At 41.9% G+C, this 16,823-nt stretch carries 18 protein-coding genes and 2 pseudogenes; 1 reads left to right on the plus strand and 19 read right to left on the minus strand.

Annotated elements, in window-relative coordinates:
- Positions 1 to 7 precede the first annotated feature (7 nt).
- The 4 genes and pseudogenes from TRNA_RS35250 to TRNA_RS35265 form a co-directional block, all read right to left on the minus strand.
- A pseudogene (locus TRNA_RS35250) lies at positions 8 to 982 on the minus strand (asparaginase).
- A 43-nt stretch (positions 983 to 1,025) separates the two neighbouring features.
- Positions 1,026 to 2,129, minus strand: a complete 1,104-nt coding sequence (locus TRNA_RS35255) for a threonine synthase (protein ID WP_009327840.1) — start codon at positions 2,127 to 2,129, stop codon at positions 1,026 to 1,028.
- Between the two features lie 75 nt (positions 2,130 to 2,204).
- Entirely contained in the window at positions 2,205 to 2,579 is a 375-nt protein-coding gene (locus tag TRNA_RS35260) for a RidA family protein (RefSeq protein ID WP_011198140.1), read from the minus strand.
- Between the two features lie 5 nt (positions 2,580 to 2,584).
- Positions 2,585 to 3,250 (minus strand): helix-turn-helix transcriptional regulator, encoded by a 666-nt coding sequence (locus TRNA_RS35265; RefSeq protein ID WP_011198141.1) that lies wholly within the window; start codon positions 3,248 to 3,250, stop codon positions 2,585 to 2,587.
- A gap of 233 nt (positions 3,251 to 3,483) precedes the next feature.
- Here TRNA_RS35265 and TRNA_RS35270 point away from each other — a divergent pair.
- Positions 3,484 to 3,813: pseudogene (locus tag TRNA_RS35270) on the plus strand (sigma factor-like helix-turn-helix DNA-binding protein); the annotation flags it as partial.
- A 131-nt stretch (positions 3,814 to 3,944) separates the two neighbouring features.
- On the opposite strand, the gene TRNA_RS35275 reads toward TRNA_RS35270, so the two are convergent.
- The 15 genes from TRNA_RS35275 to TRNA_RS35345 form a co-directional block, all read right to left on the minus strand.
- Entirely contained in the window at positions 3,945 to 4,514 is a 570-nt protein-coding gene (locus tag TRNA_RS35275) for a flavin reductase family protein (protein WP_011198142.1), read from the minus strand.
- 267 nt (positions 4,515 to 4,781) lie between these two features.
- A complete protein-coding gene (locus TRNA_RS35280) occupies positions 4,782 to 5,627 on the minus strand; it encodes a MerR family transcriptional regulator (RefSeq protein WP_011198143.1) in 846 nt (281 codons plus the stop codon).
- A 293-nt stretch (positions 5,628 to 5,920) separates the two neighbouring features.
- Complete coding sequence (locus TRNA_RS35285) at positions 5,921 to 7,354, minus strand: MBL fold metallo-hydrolase (RefSeq protein ID WP_009327834.1); 1,434 nt, start codon at positions 7,352 to 7,354, stop codon at positions 5,921 to 5,923.
- A gap of 72 nt (positions 7,355 to 7,426) precedes the next feature.
- A complete protein-coding gene (locus tag TRNA_RS35290) occupies positions 7,427 to 8,626 on the minus strand; it encodes an NAD(P)/FAD-dependent oxidoreductase (protein ID WP_011198144.1) in 1,200 nt (399 codons plus the stop codon).
- A gap of 160 nt (positions 8,627 to 8,786) precedes the next feature.
- Positions 8,787 to 9,431 (minus strand): response regulator, encoded by a 645-nt coding sequence (locus TRNA_RS35295; protein WP_011198145.1) that lies wholly within the window; start codon positions 9,429 to 9,431, stop codon positions 8,787 to 8,789.
- Positions 9,406 to 10,488: a PAS domain-containing sensor histidine kinase gene (locus TRNA_RS35300; RefSeq protein ID WP_003183743.1), complete on the minus strand. Its 1,083-nt coding sequence runs from the start codon at positions 10,486 to 10,488 to the stop codon at positions 9,406 to 9,408. Before TRNA_RS35300 ends, TRNA_RS35295 begins: the two co-directional genes overlap by 26 nt.
- Before the next feature lie 18 nt (positions 10,489 to 10,506).
- Complete coding sequence (locus tag TRNA_RS35305) at positions 10,507 to 10,842, minus strand: thioredoxin family protein (RefSeq protein WP_003183745.1); 336 nt, start codon at positions 10,840 to 10,842, stop codon at positions 10,507 to 10,509.
- 21 nt (positions 10,843 to 10,863) lie between these two features.
- Entirely contained in the window at positions 10,864 to 11,646 is a 783-nt protein-coding gene (locus tag TRNA_RS35310; RefSeq protein ID WP_003183747.1) for a sulfite exporter TauE/SafE family protein, read from the minus strand.
- A 54-nt stretch (positions 11,647 to 11,700) separates the two neighbouring features.
- Positions 11,701 to 11,928 (minus strand): sulfurtransferase TusA family protein, encoded by a 228-nt coding sequence (locus TRNA_RS35315; protein ID WP_003183749.1) that lies wholly within the window; start codon positions 11,926 to 11,928, stop codon positions 11,701 to 11,703.
- Between the two features lie 31 nt (positions 11,929 to 11,959).
- The gene (locus tag TRNA_RS35320; RefSeq protein ID WP_009327832.1) at positions 11,960 to 13,090 is read right to left on the minus strand and encodes an MBL fold metallo-hydrolase; all 1,131 of its coding nucleotides are present in this window, start codon (positions 13,088 to 13,090) and stop codon (positions 11,960 to 11,962) included.
- Positions 13,091 to 13,190: 100 nt separating this feature from the next.
- Complete coding sequence (locus TRNA_RS35325) at positions 13,191 to 13,763, minus strand: sulfurtransferase TusA family protein (RefSeq protein WP_003183752.1); 573 nt, start codon at positions 13,761 to 13,763, stop codon at positions 13,191 to 13,193.
- A 106-nt stretch (positions 13,764 to 13,869) separates the two neighbouring features.
- Positions 13,870 to 14,352: a DsrE/DsrF/DrsH-like family protein gene (locus TRNA_RS35330; protein ID WP_003183753.1), complete on the minus strand. Its 483-nt coding sequence runs from the start codon at positions 14,350 to 14,352 to the stop codon at positions 13,870 to 13,872.
- Between the two features lie 162 nt (positions 14,353 to 14,514).
- On the minus strand, positions 14,515 to 14,775 hold the full coding sequence (locus TRNA_RS35335; RefSeq protein WP_009327831.1) for a metal-sensitive transcriptional regulator: 261 nt from the start codon (positions 14,773 to 14,775) through the stop codon (positions 14,515 to 14,517).
- A 474-nt stretch (positions 14,776 to 15,249) separates the two neighbouring features.
- Positions 15,250 to 15,846: a class I SAM-dependent methyltransferase gene (locus TRNA_RS35340; RefSeq protein WP_009327830.1), complete on the minus strand. Its 597-nt coding sequence runs from the start codon at positions 15,844 to 15,846 to the stop codon at positions 15,250 to 15,252.
- Between the two features lie 44 nt (positions 15,847 to 15,890).
- A complete protein-coding gene (locus TRNA_RS35345; RefSeq protein WP_009327829.1) occupies positions 15,891 to 16,598 on the minus strand; it encodes a DNA alkylation repair protein in 708 nt (235 codons plus the stop codon).
- Positions 16,599 to 16,823 lie beyond the last annotated feature (225 nt).

Here is a 16,823-nt window from a genome sequence, read left to right on the forward strand (position 1 = left end):
ATTATTCTTAATATTTAAAGCTAGCCTCATCAATCTTCTGTCCAGCAGCCAGCAAAACAGCGAGTTTGATCCTTGCTTTCTTACTGTCATAGCTGCCGCCAAGTATGATTCCGGCATCTGCATATGTTGAAGCACTTCCTTTGAATCCATATACTCCCTTGACTTCACCTTCGTGAGCACTTGTTGTCAGAACGACAGGAATCCCTTTCTCTGCGGCTTTCTTTGCACTTTCTAATATTGCTGGAGCCGTATGCCCTCTTCCCGGCGCCTCAATAATGATTCCTGCACTTCCGCACTTAACTGCATAATCTATAAACTTTCCGTCTGATCCAAGTGAACACTTAATAAGTTCCACATTTGGTAATGGTTGAATCAGCTGATACGTCTCACGCTTGATTAATCTTTGATGAATTGCGATCTCATCTTGATCGGCAGTTCCCAAATAACCGAATCCCGGTGAGAAAAAACCATCAACATTTGACGCATGCTGTTTTTTCACATATCGAGCAGCAAAAACCCTCTCATTAAACAACACTGTTACCCCTAAGCCTCGCGCATCAGGATGTGCCGCTAATAAGAAAGCTTGTCTTAGGTTCACAAACGCATCTGTACCTTCAAGTGTCGGTCCTCTTTGCGACCCCGTTAACACGACCGGCCTTTCATCAGAAATAACCAGATGAAGGAAATACGAAGTCTCTTCAAGGGTATCTGTTCCATGCGATATCACAATTCCGGCAACATCCTCATTCCGGAAGAAACTCTCTATATTTTGCTTGAGAATGTCAAGGTGATGAAAAGTCATATGACTGCTTGACATTTAAAAGGCTGACTTGATTTCAATCTCTATATGAGAAGGCAGTCGACACATTTCAGAAAGCTCTTCACCTGTCATAGCACCTGCTTCTAATAGACCTGTTTCAGGATCAGGCTTACTTGCAATTGTACCGCCGGTACTCAGCAAAATGATTTTCTTGTTTTCCATGCTAACTCCCCCATTTTCATATTAAAGGTTTCTCTCTTAGTTCCTAATTAGATTTAATCCCAGCCCCGCATAATGGAATCACGATTTTTTCATCAGAAGAATGACTGTATTTTAAATATCCTGCATAGTTAGCCGCTGTTGTTGGCTCAACATAAAAGCCTTTACTTGCTAATGCTGTACGAGCTTTTAGAATCTCTTCCTCATTGGTTGTAATGATTTGACCGTTTGTGGCACGGATGGTTTCTAATATTTGAGCAGATCTTGCCGGTTTGGCAATCGCGATGCCCTCTGCAAGTGTTCCGCTGCTTTTGACGGGTTCAGCAGCTTTTTGATTGTTGATAAATGCCTTTGCCAACGGCGCACAATTCTCTGCCTGTATCGCAACCAGCCTTGGCATTTTGTCTATACATTTGTTCTCTAATAACTCTTTAAATCCATAGTAAACCCCAAGCAATAACGTACCATTGCCAACTGGAATAATAAGCGTATCCGGCGCTCCATTCATTTGTTCCCAAATCTCAAAGGCATACGTTTTTGTTCCTTCATAGAAATATGGATTAAAAACGTGACTGGCATAGAATTTTTTCTCTATATCCACAGCCTTTTGCGCTGCTTCAGCCACATCTTCTCTTGTGCCTTCAATTTCGCGAACGTTGGCTCCATGCGCTTTCGCCTGCGCGATTTTCTTAGGCGATGTACCCTTTCGAAGAAAGATGTCACATGCGATTTCAGCCCGCTTGGCGTAAGCTGCAATAGATGTCCCTGCATTTCCGCTGCTGTCGGCGATCACATGCTTCACTCCCAGCTCCTTTGCCTTAGCTATTAATACAGCCGCACCGCGATCTTTAAAAGACAAAGTAGGCATCATATAGTCCACTTTCACAAGAGTATTCGGCTCCCCGCTGTCTAACACGATTAAAGGCGTGTATCCCTCCCCCATGGTGATGCCGCTCCATATGGCGGAGTCGCGATCAAATGGCATAGCTTCAATATATCTCCACATAGAAGGAATATCTTTGAGCACTTTTGAATCGGACCATTCTACTTTTTCTTTTACAAGGTCTAACACTCCGCCACACTGGCATTTCCACACCTGTTCAGACACATTGTATTTCGTACGGCAAGAATGACATTGATACTGTTCCATTATTTTTAGACCCTCCTATTATATATTTTTTTATATTTTATATATTTTTTTATATGTTTTAGACAAAAAAATATATTACAGACTGGCGATTGCTTCAATTTCAACCTGAAAACCGTAATGCAGCTCGGTCGTCGAAACAACTGACCGTGCTGGGCGATAATCGTGAAAAAAACCCTGACAGACATTGTCAACACGGTCTAACAAATTGATATCGTGAAGATATAAGGTTATCTTTAAAATTTTTCCTTTATGACTGCCGGCTTTTTTTAAGATATACTCTATATTTGACAATACCTGCAAAGTCTCTTCTTCAATGGTGCCAAATTTCTTTTCCTGCGTGATTGGATCAATGGCAAATTGCCCTGATACATAGACCGTGTTTTGATGAATCACAGCTAAGGCATAATGACCGTTCGATTTTAAATTCCCTGCCTCAAAAATACTCTCCACTTTGTTCACTCCGATTGTCTTTTTTTTACTTCATCTAAATAGCTGTAGACAGTTACCTTTGAAATGCCTAATTGTTCTGCCACTTTATCAACCGCACCTTTCATGAGGAATATCCCCTTTTCATCCATAAACCTGATCAGCTCGATTTTTTCCCGGCGTTTCATCATAGAGTGTTTGCGGTTCGCTACAATTTGTTCAATTAACTGGTTCGTGATCTCTTCTACATTCTGAATCGAAGCTTCCTGCTCCGCCGTATTCGAAGTTTGTATTTGATTTTTCTTTTCAACACCAGGCATAAATGCATCTAACATTTCTTTCATTTGAATCATTACATTCATGTCGTAATTGATGCAAAAAGCCCCAATCACCTGCTGCTGGCCATCTCTAATGAGGGTAGTCGATGATTTTATTGTTCTCCCATCATCTGCTTGGATTTCATATCCAGCTAAGTAATCCTCTTTAAATTCATTGGATAAAAGAACTTTTTTCACCAAATGGTCAAAGGATTGGCCAACCTCTCTTCCTGTTACATGATTGTTGATTGTGAAAATGACGGAAGACTCGGGGGTTGTCAAATCATGAATGACAACCTCACAATTTGGACCAAACATTTCCCCTATCGTTTTTGCAAATGGTATGTAACTTTTTAAAACCTGTTTTGCTTCAGTCAAAACCTGAACACCTAACTTTCATTTACCCGCATTTATCTCAAGTGATTTCATTCATGGATTCATTATATAATTTTTTATACAAAAATGAAACAAAAATATATTTTTTTATACACAGAATTGATCATTCATTACCTTCAGTTTGTATCTTTTTATTTTGTCATCAAACAGGAACTATTTAGATATTGTTCGGTATCTTTTTAGTTCAGTCCCTCAACCTATTAAAACCTGTGAGTGGCATTGAAATCAGCCTCATTGATGCCCTCAGGATCGGAAAACGAAGACGTCATCGACACCATTCAGTTCAAGCACAGAGCTTGAAAAAGTCAAAAAATTCATTGACATCCTGGACGGCAGAGAAAAAGAAGTTTATTGCCGGCCGCTTTAGCCTTGATTTGAAGAAAGAAAAAACGCAGCGGGAAATTGCGAAGGAGCTCGGGATTTCACGGAGCTATGTGTCGCGGATAGAGAAGCGGGCGCTGATGAAGGTGTTTCACGAGTTTTACCGGGAGAAGAAGGAGCTTTTTCCTAATTTGGAATATAAAAAGACCGCAAAGCTTTCTTAAAGAAACGTTGCGGTCTTTGGGTCTCTTTCTTGCTTAGTATAAAGTCAATGGATTTCCAGCGCGAATCCAGTGGACATACATCCATTGATTGGCTTCCCCTGCTCGAGTGAATGTGGAGAAACCTGAATATGTCAATCAGCTTCGGAATTAAATGCGTGTTGATGTTCCTCTGCTTGACTATTTAATATGCGATAGCTGGACCCTCCAATATGAAGCGGAACATCCAATTTTTCTAAATTCGGCATGCCTTTTTTTAAGAAAAGCTCTTTATCTTGATATCTCTGTAAAACTTCTCCCGCAATCCACTCTTGATCGCCCAAAGTGGAAATACTGTGTACTTTACACTCATAAGCAAAATATGCATCAGTTAAAATCGGTACCTCGGCTTTTAGCCCTTCTTCGTATTGAATATGAAATGCTTCAAACTTATTGATATCTCTGCCGCTGTGGGTGCCTAATGCTTGAATTAATTCCGAGCATCTCCCCGGAAGAAAATTCACACCGAAAACGCCACTTTTCTCAATCAATTTGTAAGTAAATGTCTCATTATTTAACGATATCCCATACATTCCGGGAGAAGATCCGATATACGTATGCCACCCGGAGGCCATGGCGTTTTTTTCACCTTCATATTGAGCCGTAACGACAGCTACCATGCCGGGATAGGCGTACCAAATGGGTTCATCAATCGGTGCTCTCATCTCCACCGCTCCTTTTAGATTCATTTTTTATTAAAATTTGAGAGGCTCGCATCTGGATCGACATGTTCTCGTCAAAAGGACCGTTCGTTTTAGCTGCAAGCCAGTTTAATAAATGGGCTCACAGCAGGCTGTTTCCGACTTGCTATTGCCGGCATGAGTAAACGAAGCGTCTTATTTTCTGCCACTTATATACCCTTCCTTTCAAATATTCATAAGAACGATGCATAAATGATAAACCCTATAGCAACTATAGGGTCAAGGAGTTCGTTATTTTTTCAGCACTCTGAATTCTGTGAGGAAGTCTTCTTCTTTTAATGAGTTATAGCTGTTTGGAAAAGAAACTTGATATACTTTTCCATCCGTTTGAATGCCATGAGTTTCAATAAAATGGTACAGTTTTTGATAGTATGAAAAATAATTTGTTGAAGAGCAATCAAATGAAATACACACATATTCACCGGATGGGATCGTATCCATCCCAATATTTTGTTCTTCTGTATCTATCTTTGCTCCATCGTAAATCGTCGTATAAACACTGTTGCAATAAATGTCACCTGAATTTTTATAAGGCTTTAAATCATAAATCAGTCCATAATAGTTATCGACCATATCTCCTCTTTCTTCCAGGACCTCAGCCAGTTTTCGGTAATACAAATCTGATTGGTCATGAGGATTCACTTGAGGTGTCGCTGCTTTTAAAATGGTTTGGCCTTCTATATGCCGAACATACACCAGACCTTCTTCTTTTTTAGCGCGTATCTCCAATTGTTCATGAAGCTGGTCCTTTCTTCTTTGAAGCAATTGCCTGGCACGTTCGAGTTTTTCCATTTCACGCTCAATAACGTTTTCTTGCTCCTCAAGAAAGGTTTGCATCAGTTCAGGGGCAGATGTATGTGAGATAATGCGCTTAATTTCTTCCAAAGGCGTTTTAATGGATTTGAGATATTTTATAATATCCAAATAAAAGAACTGTTTAACATGGTAATATCGATAGCCGTTATCCCGGTCTGTACATTGAGGCTTGAAAATTCCGATCTTATCATAATAGCGCAATGTTTGAATGGAAATGTTATTTAGACGGGCTGTTTCCCCGATTGAAAAATATTCCTTCATGAATCCCATCCTTTCTTCTTAGTTCTAAGAATTATCCTTCCTCTCCACAATTACCTTCAAAAAGTGAAAAATTACATCAACATCTTGGACGGACGGAAAAAAGTCATCGACAGCCGTTTCGGCCTTGATCCGAAGAAAGAGAAAACGCGAAGAAGCGGGCGCTGCGGATATGTTTCAGAAGTGTGATCAGACGGAGAAGGAAAAGCGGAAACACTATCAGTCAAGAGGCCGGGAGTAAGACATAGCGGCCTCTTGACTTTTTATTCCATGCGCTTGAGCAGAGAAATTTTCTTTCATTTTAATTCGCTGCAAGGGGTTGAAATTGCAAGCCCGTCTTTCTGCCATTGGACAATGCCGCCGCTTAAACTCAATACTTGTTTGAAACTACCGTTAGCTTGCAGGATGCTGGCTCCTATTGCAGATCGGGCTCCGGAATGGCATTGCACAAGAATCGGACAGTCTTTTCTAATTTCATCGAGCCGTTCTGGGAGCGTTCCCAGCATGATGTGTTGCGCATTCGGAATGTGACCTTCCTGCCATTCAGTCAGATTGCGAACATCAAGCACTTGCACAAAGCCGTCTTCCACTAATTTTGCGATCTCACGTGGTGTGATCTCAGCGTACGATTCAAGTGAAAAAGCACCGTCTGCCAAGATTTTGTCACGATCGATAAACCCTGCCGCGTTGTCAATGCCTACGGAGCGCAGCGCTTCCAGGAGTTCGTTCACTTCTGCCGGATTCGCGATTAAGTACACAGGACGATTGTAGTCGATGAGCCAGCCTGCCCAGTTTGTAAACCCCTTGTTGAATGGAATGTTGATCGTGCCTTTGAGGTGCCCTTCAGCAAATTCCCGGGAGGAGCGGGTATCCACAATTTGCTCTTTCCCCTGCAAATCTTTCACTTGTTCAATCGACATAATCTCTAAAACGGCAGAAAGATCTTTGAGCAATGCAGGGCCTTCTTTATTCACTCGTTTCATCTCAGCAAAATACTTCGGCGGTTCTGGTTGTCCATCAAGCAAGGCATTTACGAATTCCTCTTCATCGGTGTAAGCCATTGCCCAGTTAAACATCTTTTCGTAGCCGACAGTCGTAGTTGGAATGGCTCCCAATGCCTTGCCGCAAGCGCTCCCTGCGCCGTGAGCCGGCCAAACCTGCAAGTAATCCGGGAGCTGTTTAAACTTCATGAGGGACTTGAACATCGCTCTTGCCCCCGACTCTGACGTTCCCTTAATCCCCGCCGCCTTTTCAAGCAAATCGGGTCTGCCGATGTCGCCTGCAAAGACGAAATCTCCAGTAAAGATGCCGATTGGACGATCCGCATTTCCTCCGCCGTCCGTCAACAGGAAAGAAATGCTTTCCGGGGTATGGCCGGGAGTATGCATAACCTCAAACATCAGGTTACCAATGGAAAAGCGATCGCCGTCTTTCACAAGTTGATGTTTCGATTCATCGACATATTGGTATTTCCAATTTGCGTCTCCTTCATCGGAAAGATACAGCTTCGCTTGATGTGTAGCGCCGAGTTCGCGGGCACCGGAAACAAAGTCGGCGTGAATATGGGTTTCTGCGGCCGCTGTGATGTTTAGCCCTTCTTCCTTGGCTGCTTGCAAATATGGTTTTAGATTGCGGCCGGGGTCAATCACAATGGCTTCCCCTGTTTTTTGGCAGCCAACCAGATAGGATGCATGGGCCAGTTTTTTATCGTAAAAATAGCGCAATAACATGTTGTATTCCCCCTCTTGAAACATTTATCGTAATATATCCTTTTTTGAGTTCGCATCATGCTTTGTCCTGTCTTACATCAGTCCTTTTAACATGCCATTCCAATACATGATGGGAAGCAGTCTTCTTTTTAACAGGTACATGCTGAATCGTTCCTTGGACTGATCAAATGGAAACGTTTCTTGCGGCACCTTGTGATAGTCAAACTCGGCCAGCACGAGTTTGTTGTACCCTGTAACCAAGGGGCACGAGGTATATCCATCGTACTTTGCATCTAATGAAGAGCCTTTTATCAAGGACATCAGATTTCGCACGACAACCGGAGCCTGTTTGCGAACTGCCGCCCCTGTTTTGGACGTCGGCAGGTTGGCACAGTCACCAATTCCGAAAACATTGGCAAACTTTTTGTGCTGCAGAGTGTACGGATCAACATCGACCCAGCCGCCGGCATCCGCCAATGCGCTTTCTTTTATACATGAAGGTGCTTTCATCGGTGGAGTCACATGAAGAAGATCATATGTGAATACTTCCTGCTCCCCCGTCTCCAAATGTTCGAACAAGGCTTCTTTTGAATCAGGCCGAATTTCGATTAAGTTTCTCTTGTACATCGTTTGGATATCCTTGCGCAGGACGACTTTTTCGAGCGCATTTGCGTATTTGGTGACATCAAAAATGATCGATTTCGCCGATGCAAAAATAATCTCCGACTGATGGCGGACATTTGACTTGCGGAAATAGTCGTCTGCTAAGTACATAATTTTCTGTGGAGCTCCCCCGCATTTTACGGGAGAATCAGGATGAGTGAAAATGGCGGTTCCGCCTTTAAAATTGCGGATGTTTTCCCAAGTGCTGTCTACCGTATGATATGAATAGTTGCTGCAAACCCCGTTTTTTCCGACCGCATCTTTCAAGCCTTTGACCCCGTCCCAATCGATTTGCAAACCGGCTGCTGCAACAAGATAATCATAGGAAACGATCGTTCCTTGTTTTGTAAGAAGTGTGTTCTGATTCGGCCGAAACTCCGTTACAGCATCGCCGATCAAGTCGACACCAGCGGGAATTAAAGAAGCCAGATCTCGCTCGGACTCTTCCTTCTTCGCTGCGCCGCCTCCAACTAATGTCCACAAAGGCTGGTAGTAGTGCTTTGTTTGCGGGTCAATGATGGCAATTTGTCCTTTGAGTTTTTTAGAAATCCTTACGAGACGGGCGGCGACAGAGATGCCAGCAGTCCCGGCTCCTACAATGACAATGGAATAACGAGCATGTCTTGCCATGGTCAACCCCCATATTTTTATAGAAAGCTGCTGTTTTTCTTAATGATGCGTCTCTCTTTTTTTAAGTTAACATCAATCTTCCTTTTTCTGTATAGGGGAACTCCCCTACTTTTATGTGAGCTCCGTCTTCACAAGCTGACAGGGGTTAAGGGGCCGTATGTTACAACGACAGATCGAGATATTTATTTTTGATCGCATATTGAATCAATTCGTGTTTCGAGTCCAGATCTAACTTCTGCATCATATTCGTTTTGTGGTTTTCGACGGTTTTGACGCTGATTGAGAGTTTATCGGCAATCTCCTTATTGGCATAACCCAGCACAATGAATCTGAGAATCTCCTTTTCGCGGACAGTTAATACAGAGGTCGGCTTTTTGGGCTCTGAATTGAGCCATTGATCAATGATGTCTTGCGATACAGATGTTTTGTAAAAGAGATTGCTCCTGTACACTTCGACAATCGCCTGATAAAGCAACCGATAATGGCTGTTTTTCAAGACGTAGCCATGCGCCCCCGCCTCTATTGCTTTTTGGACAAAAATTTCCTCATCATGCATTGTCAAAATCACGATTTTAACAGAAGGATTCAACTTTCGGATCTCACTGCTCGCTGTGAATCCGTCCAACCCGTTCGGCATCGACAAATCCATCAGCACGACATCCGGCTTTAACTGTCCGGCGCTAAGAACGGCTTCGTTGCCATTATTGCTTTCTCCCGCAATTTCAATTCCAGAAAAGCCTTCCAAAAGGACACGGATGCCCTTGCGAATCATCATATGGTCATCGACCAGCAATACCCTGATCACTCTCCTTCCCCTCCTTGTCCTGTACTTTCACTTTAATCGTCGTGCCACTCTGAAGTGCAGAGTGAATTCGAAGACTTCCATCCATCTGATCGACTCTCTCTTTCATATGTTTGAACCCCAGGCCTTCCTCTGTCAGCCCGCGTTCAAAACCAATGCCATCGTCCTGAATGATCAAAACGAGCTCGCCGTCTTCTTTGTAAAGTATGACTTCAATAAGTGTCGCCTGCGAATATTTCAGGGCATTATGAAGCGCCTCCTGAATGATGCGGTACAAATTGATTTCAAAAATCGGCAGCAAGCGATTGCTGATATCGCTTGAGGCAAACGTAATAGAAACATCCTGATGCGTCTTGTTTAAGCTGGAAACAAGATGCTTGACAGCAGGGATCAGCCCCAATTGATCGAGACTGTGCGGGCGCAGCTGGAGAGAGTAGAGCTTGACGTCTTGGATTGCTTTTTCCAGTTCATCGATGATGTCCTGCATGTAATCTTTAAATGTTTCTTCCTGCTCCATGCGCGATTGAATCGCTTGAATGCCTACTGAAACCGAATAAAGCGATTGCCCTACACCATCGTGCAGTTCCTGGGCAAGCCGCTTGTGTTCGTTTTCCTGGGCCTCTAACGTTTTTTGCAGAACCAGCTTGGAGATCTTCGCTTCTTCCTCCTTTTTCTTCATTGTTAAATCTTTCAGGACCAAAAGAACTTCCATTTGATCGCCGTTTTCGGAAATGACAGCCGTACTCATCTCCATGTCGACGAATCGCCCTTCATAGGTGGGCATCGAGGAGAGAAAATAAGGAATTTCCCGCTTGGCCAGCAAATAACAACGCTCTTCTCCCGCTTCCAGTTTTCTCGTTTGGCAGTAGGAACAGTACGGAACCTTATCCCCTAGTTTCCATCCCGTCATCTTCTCTGCGGACGGATTAATCACCAGAATTGTGCGTTCCTGATCCATCATGATGATCCCATCCTGCAAATGGTCGAAGATCTGCCTTAAATAGCCGCTTTCATTTGACATTCCTTCTTCTGTATACCGAGCCGGGTTTTGACACATCATGGACCCTCCCTTAGCTATCTATTCCTCGTACAACTGATAGACTCTTTTTAACTTCTGTTCAAGCTGTTCAAAATGAATAAAACGCGCTTCTCGTAGACATTCGGTTCCCTCAATAAACAAAAGAAGCACAGGAACTGTGAAGACTGAAAACCTGCCGGCAACCTCTTCCACTATGTCAGCATTTATATGTCCTAATTTGATCTTTGGAAAGCGGGCCAACAGTGCTCTAAGCTGAGGCAGAACAGCGTGACAGACTGTGCATTGAGGTCTTGATATATATATAAAACTTAATTGATGATCAGTTATAAATTTCTCAATTGACACCATTGAAGTTAGTTCTGCAGCTTCTTTCATCCAATTCCTCCTTCAAGACGGTCAATACAGTAAGATATCAACCCAAATTTTCACTGTTGTAAGAAAAATAACGAATATCAAAATACCTTGAAGAACTTTAGCATTCACTTTCTTGCCAATGAAAACACCTAGCGGGGATGCAATCAGACTGGCAGCCATTACAACCAAAGCCGGCATAATAGGCACCTGTCCAATGACGAGCTTTGTAGCTGTTGTTCCAATCGATGAAATAAATGTAACTGCGAGTGATGTTGCGATTGTGATTCGTGCAGGTATTTTTATAATGACTAACATGAGCGGAACAAGCAGAAAAGCTCCGCCCGCACCGACTATACCTGAAGCCAAACCGACCACAAAAGTCATGATTGAGGTTAATATCTTTGGAAAGCGAATGTGATCACTTTGATTACCTTCTGTTCCTGTCTTTGGAATCAACATGATGATGGCTGCAATGATCGCCAATAATCCGTAAACCATGTTTATGGCATCTTCGGAGAAAAAATGTGACCCATAGCCGCCGATTAGACTTCCAAGCAAAATACTTAACCCCATGATGAAGATCAGTTCTTTATTTAAGTAACCGTCTTTCCGGTAAGCCCACACACCGGAAAATGCAGCAATAAAAACCTGGACTGCCACTATACCTGAAACCTGGTGTGCGTTAAAGCCTGTAAACCCTAATAAAGCAGGTATATATAATAGCAACGGGTAATTAATAATTGCTCCCCCGACACCAAGCATTCCGGACATAAAAGAGCCAATGAATCCGATGAAAAATATAAGAAGAATAAAAGATATGTCCACTACCTTTCCTCCTTTCCATCAATAAAAAGGGGGAATAGCCCCCTTTTATCACATTTAACCTTTTTTAAGCCAAAACTTTAATATACCATCTTCCTCTGTATCTTTAAGCAACTCATGACCGCCTGACTTCGCCCATGCTGTTAGATCGCTTTTTGCCCCTTTATCAGTGGCATGTACTTCTAACACTTCTCCGGATTGCAATTCATCCATCGCTTTTTTTGTTTTCACAATTGGCATCGGGCACGCAAATCCTTTAGCATCTATTACTTTATCTGATTTCATTTTTTATCTCTCCCTATCTTCAAATCTATATTCATCCATGAACCGCACAACGGTTCGGTCCCATTTCCATCTCGCTTTGCCTGTCAGCATCAGGCATTATTTTGCCCATGTTGGTTTGACGGATTTCCTGATATGCATTTGGCTGTGGCGGCAGATTTTCTGATACAGCCCCTTTGAATTCATTTTCATCCAGATTTAAACCGGCATTCTTTTTATATAAATCACTCAGCTTAGCTTGGACTTGCCCCTGATCGCCTAATTCACTGACTGTCGAAAAGTGAGCTGGAAGAACAATCAAGTCACCTGATATTTGTTTGTATTTTACATACAATGTGTTACGCAAATCCTCTGCCCAATCCCCGGCTTTTCCAGCTAAGTCCGGCCGGCCAATCGATTCAACAAATAAAATATCTCCTGTTAACAAATAGCGATTATCAATCATTAAAGAGGTGCTACCAATCGTATGTCCAGGTGAGTAAATAGGTTCTGCTTTCATACCTGCGCTTCCTACAGAAATATTTTCATCTTCAACTAGCGGTTCATATGAAAATAGCACTTCCTCCGCATCTTTTGGCGGCAGGTAGTATGCAGCTCCTGTACGCTTACGCAGTAAACGTCCGCCCGAAATATGATCCGCATGTAAGTGTGTATCGACCACATGTTTAATCGTAACGTTTCTCTCTTTCGCAAAATCTATATATGCATCAACAGAACGAGCAGGGTCAACTACAATTGCTTCTCCGTCGGTTTCGATAAAATAGGATAAACAGCCTTTCCCCATTCTTACGAATTGATAGATCGTCCCTCCTTCTTTCAAGTCTCCGATTTTGACTGGATGTAAAAATTTGCTCCACGCCTTCATACCGCCTTTAAGTACCAGCACTCTTTCAAAACCGGCATCCACTAAATGCTGTGCAACCATCTCTGAAGACCCTTGTTTGGCGCAAACGACTAGAACATCTTGATCTTTAGGAACTTGGCCATCAATTTTTTCTATACCATCAATTAAATCAAAATACGGAACATTTAAATGTTCAACCCGGCTTCCCTCGATTTTCCAATCACTAAGGGCCTCTTTATTTCGTACGTCTAAAATAAAAAATGATTCTTTTCTTAATAGCTTTTCAGCTACTTCTTTTGGTGAAACGAATGTAAAATTCACATTTAAACCTCCTTAAAATGTTAGAGCCCAAATGGCATCAGAACTTGTTGCAATGATTGCAACTTTTACGGCCATTCAAATCATTCCTCCAATTTTTCTTTTATTGATTTTTTTCAACAGGGCCTGACCACTCCGCCATACCTTGGACAACATTTTCAACATCTTTAAAGCCATTATCCGCAAGCTGTTTAGCTGCCAGATCGCTTCTATTACCCGTACGGCAAACAACATAAATTTTCCCGTCTCTATTCAGTTCGTGCGCTCTTTTTTCAAGTTCACCTAATGGAATTGAAATCGCTCCGGGAATATGGCCGAAACGGTATTCTGCAGGTTCCCGAACATCAACTACTGTTAGCCGCTCGCCCGCCTCTACCTTTTTTTGAAGCTCTTCATTTTGAATCGTATAAGGAAACGTTTTTACTTTCTTTATTTCAGAGTGACCCGCTTTTCGAAGATAATGCTTTAATATATCTCCGTCTTCTGTTGTACCGAGATACTGGTGACCGCTTCCCTTTGCCCATGCCCGTATATCAGCAAGAGACCCTTTATCAGTAGCATGCACTTCAATTACCTGCCCCGGTTTTAACTCATTCATGGCTTTTTTCGTTTTTACGACGGGCATTGGACAAGCAAGCCCTTTTGCATCTAATACGCGATCAGTTTTGATGTTCATCAATCATCCCTCCATATTCATTTTCTGTTTTATATCACTGTTCCATTTGGCTGCTTCAGGATTTCCTGTTTTGCATTCCCGAAGAAGCAACCGTTCAATTTGGAGATTATATAAATAAATTCACCTTTGCTTCGTTGGCATCGCCTAGATAAGCGGCAACACCTGCATAATCAAGGCCGTCGATGAGTTCTTCTTTTTGCAAGCCTAACAAGTCCATTGTCATTGTACAGGCAACAAGCTTAACTCCTTGTTCTTGCGCCATTTCAATCAGTTGAGGCAGAGACAGTACGCCGTGCTTTTTCATGACATGTTTGATCATTTTAGGCCCGATACCGGCAAAATTCATTTTAGATAATCCGAGTTTCTTTGAACCACGGGGCATCATAAAGCCGAACGCTTTTTCAAGCGGTCCTTTCTTTACTGGCACCGGTTCATCTTTTCTTAAAGCGTTAAGCCCCCAAAAAGTATGAAAAACTGTTACCTCATGATCATAAGCAGCGGCGCCATTTGCAATAATAAAAGCGGCAATCGCCTTATCTAGGTCACCGCTAAATAAAACAATGGTCGTTTTTTCTTTTTGGTCTGACATATAACAACTCTCCCACTTTTGTATACTTATACCCGTACAGGTATATAAAAACTAAAAAAAATATAAGTCAGCTTTTTATACCCTAAAGGGTATAAAAACAGCAAAATTTCTTTTAACCAGGGGTATATAGAGGCTGTATCATAAACAACAGCCATCTAAACATTATCTGCTTTTAACCAATAAATTAACGGCTTCTTGGATGAGGTCTTCGGTATCTTCTCCTCTTTCAATTTGAAGGCGGACGCATTTCTCCAAGTTACTGCTTACAACAACACCGATGGCCCGATCTAATGCAGAACGAACAGCTGACATTTGGCTTACGAGTTCTTTACACTCTTTTCCTTCATCCATCATCTTTAATATCCCTCGAACTTGACCTTCAACTCGTTTGATCCTATTTTTTAATTGATCATCGTATTCCATCACATAACCTCCTATTTCCTTATGATGATGACATATCCTTCAACTTTTCCGCAAACCGTTACTACGCAGATATGAACTGTCCTGCATTTCTGTCACATTCGTTAAGACCAGTGATGGCTTTTTGTCCAGACAAGCTTTATCCTAATGGACCATCGCCCGCCTATACATATACCCCTATGCGTATAATACTGAACTGCTGAGGATAAATCAAATTTTTAGTTCTGCAAAAGTATAATAAGCGCCATCTTTAAAAACAAAAAAACATCGACAAAAGAAGTCACCGTCGGCCGTTTCGGACTGAATTAAGAAAAAAAGCGCAGTGCGAAACCGCGAAGGAGCTTAGATTTCGCGAACCCGAGAAACGGGCGTTGATCGAAAATGCATGATGAGTTTTACCGTCCAGAGAAAAAGAAGTGATGAAAAAAGCCGGGTCATTTTCCGGCTTTTCCTATTTCATTTTAAAAAAACAAGAAATCACTTTATGCTGCTGGATATAAACATTGAAGCATCTTGATTCATAAAAATACGCCGGCCGTGAAAAAATGTCTTCATTTCAGTTGATTTAAATCCAACATCGGATAATCTTTTTTTCAATTCTTCGTGCGAAAAACCGTTGTGAACTTTCGGATGTTGTATTTTGTCATTTTTGTCAAAATCAATAATTATGAGCTTGCCGCCATCATTTAAAATGCCGAACAGTTCTTGTAAAATTTTATTTGTATCCGGAATATGAAGAAGGACTAGTGACATTAAAACGATGTCTGCCTTCAGTTCAGGAGTTTCTTGGGTGAAATCTGAATAAAGCGTCTTTGCGTTGGCGATTCCTTTGCGAGAAATTTTAGCTTTCGCCACCTCCAGCATTTGTTTGGATGAATCGACCAGCAAAATAGAATGTACTAAATCTGATAATTCTAAACTAATGAGACCCGTACCGCTCCCATAGTCAATTAAAGATTTTGATTGACTGTTTCGCAATTCCGGTCTTACTTCATTCACGATCACTTTAGCTAATTCAATTCTTTCTTCTGTATCATATCGCTTTGCGATCTGTTCAAAAACGTTATTTTCCATATTCCACTTCCTATTTATTTTTAGATGGTTTACTGAAAACTATGCTAACACCTTACATATTTCCGTTTGAAACCGAGACGGCCTCTATCAATATCTTTTTGAATATTTTTGGAAGCATTCAGGATACTGCTTTTTTTCTTGCCCCGCCTGAGTTCGACCGGGCCTACTGCTTTTGCGGTTTCAACCGCCTTTTCATGAAGCGGCAAATATGAAATCCCGACTGTGTAGATAAAATGATTCATAGCCGATTTTGTTCGATCTGGAGAATCGTGAATCGTACGTTCCACCTGATCAAGCATACTGGCAATTTTAGCTACATTAAATTCATCGTCCGGTCGATTACCTAAAAGCCAGCAGTAACAGCTCCAGCCTGCCGACATTTTAAGCTCTTCACCGCTTGAGATCCATTTATCAGCAACAGCCTGCGCAAAATCGGTTTCTGCCAAAGTTACGGCAACAACATAATCAGATAGCATATAGAAATACGCCGCATCTATCCACCGCTCAAAATCCGCTTCAGTCATTGTCATTGGGTCAGCAATAATGCCGGCAAAATACATGGCATCGTAGTTCCCGGTAGCGTAAAGCTGCTCCGCCAAGGGCTGATTTTTCTTGATTTTCTTTGCGAGCGGCTTCATTTTGCCTGTAGCCACGCCAAACAGCGGTTCGTGTGCACCATTCGTTATGTATCTTTTTTTCATGTTTTCCGTACCCAGCGCTTCCAGTTCTTTCATAACCGTTTCAAGATCCATGCTTTCACTTCCTTCTTAAATTAAATTCATTACTTTAACTCCATTATCATGCTCTTTCACTTCATCTAATCATTACAAATCCACTTTATTTGTTTTAATGCTCTCCATCAACGGCTACATCAGCATGAAAAGATCAGTTGCCATGTATGATCCTCATCTTTTTTAGCGGTTGTTTTGTTTCCTAAGTCTGATCAAAACTAAACTTCCTCTGCATATCATTTATGT

The sequence above is a fragment of the Bacillus licheniformis DSM 13 = ATCC 14580 genome, from assembly GCF_000011645.1.
In the GTDB taxonomy this organism is placed as follows: Bacteria; Bacillota; Bacilli; order Bacillales; family Bacillaceae; genus Bacillus; species Bacillus licheniformis.

Excerpts from the sequence above, each read along its gene's own strand:
- TRNA_RS35255 (WP_009327840.1), bottom strand. The coding sequence starts at position 2,129 with ATGGAACAGTATCAATGTCATTCTTGCCGTACGAAATACAATGTGTCT.
- TRNA_RS35275 (WP_011198142.1), bottom strand. The coding sequence starts at position 4,514 with ATGAGAGCACCGATTGATGAACCCATTTGGTACGCCTATCCCGGCATG.
- TRNA_RS35280 (WP_011198143.1), bottom strand. The coding sequence starts at position 5,627 with ATGAAGGAATATTTTTCAATCGGGGAAACAGCCCGTCTAAATAACATT.
- TRNA_RS35285 (WP_009327834.1), bottom strand. The coding sequence starts at position 7,354 with ATGTTATTGCGCTATTTTTACGATAAAAAACTGGCCCATGCATCCTAT.
- TRNA_RS35290 (WP_011198144.1), bottom strand. The coding sequence starts at position 8,626 with ATGGCAAGACATGCTCGTTATTCCATTGTCATTGTAGGAGCCGGGACT.
- TRNA_RS35300 (WP_003183743.1), bottom strand. The coding sequence starts at position 10,488 with ATGATGTGTCAAAACCCGGCTCGGTATACAGAAGAAGGAATGTCAAAT.
- TRNA_RS35305 (WP_003183745.1), bottom strand. The coding sequence starts at position 10,842 with ATGAAAGAAGCTGCAGAACTAACTTCAATGGTGTCAATTGAGAAATTT.
- TRNA_RS35315 (WP_003183749.1), bottom strand. The coding sequence starts at position 11,928 with ATGAAATCAGATAAAGTAATAGATGCTAAAGGATTTGCGTGCCCGATG.
- TRNA_RS35325 (WP_003183752.1), bottom strand. The coding sequence starts at position 13,763 with ATGAACATCAAAACTGATCGCGTATTAGATGCAAAAGGGCTTGCTTGT.
- TRNA_RS35330 (WP_003183753.1), bottom strand. The coding sequence starts at position 14,352 with ATGTCAGACCAAAAAGAAAAAACGACCATTGTTTTATTTAGCGGTGAC.
- TRNA_RS35335 (WP_009327831.1), bottom strand. The coding sequence starts at position 14,775 with ATGGAATACGATGATCAATTAAAAAATAGGATCAAACGAGTTGAAGGT.
- TRNA_RS35340 (WP_009327830.1), bottom strand. The coding sequence starts at position 15,846 with ATGGAAAATAACGTTTTTGAACAGATCGCAAAGCGATATGATACAGAA.
- TRNA_RS35345 (WP_009327829.1), bottom strand. The coding sequence starts at position 16,598 with ATGGATCTTGAAACGGTTATGAAAGAACTGGAAGCGCTGGGTACGGAA.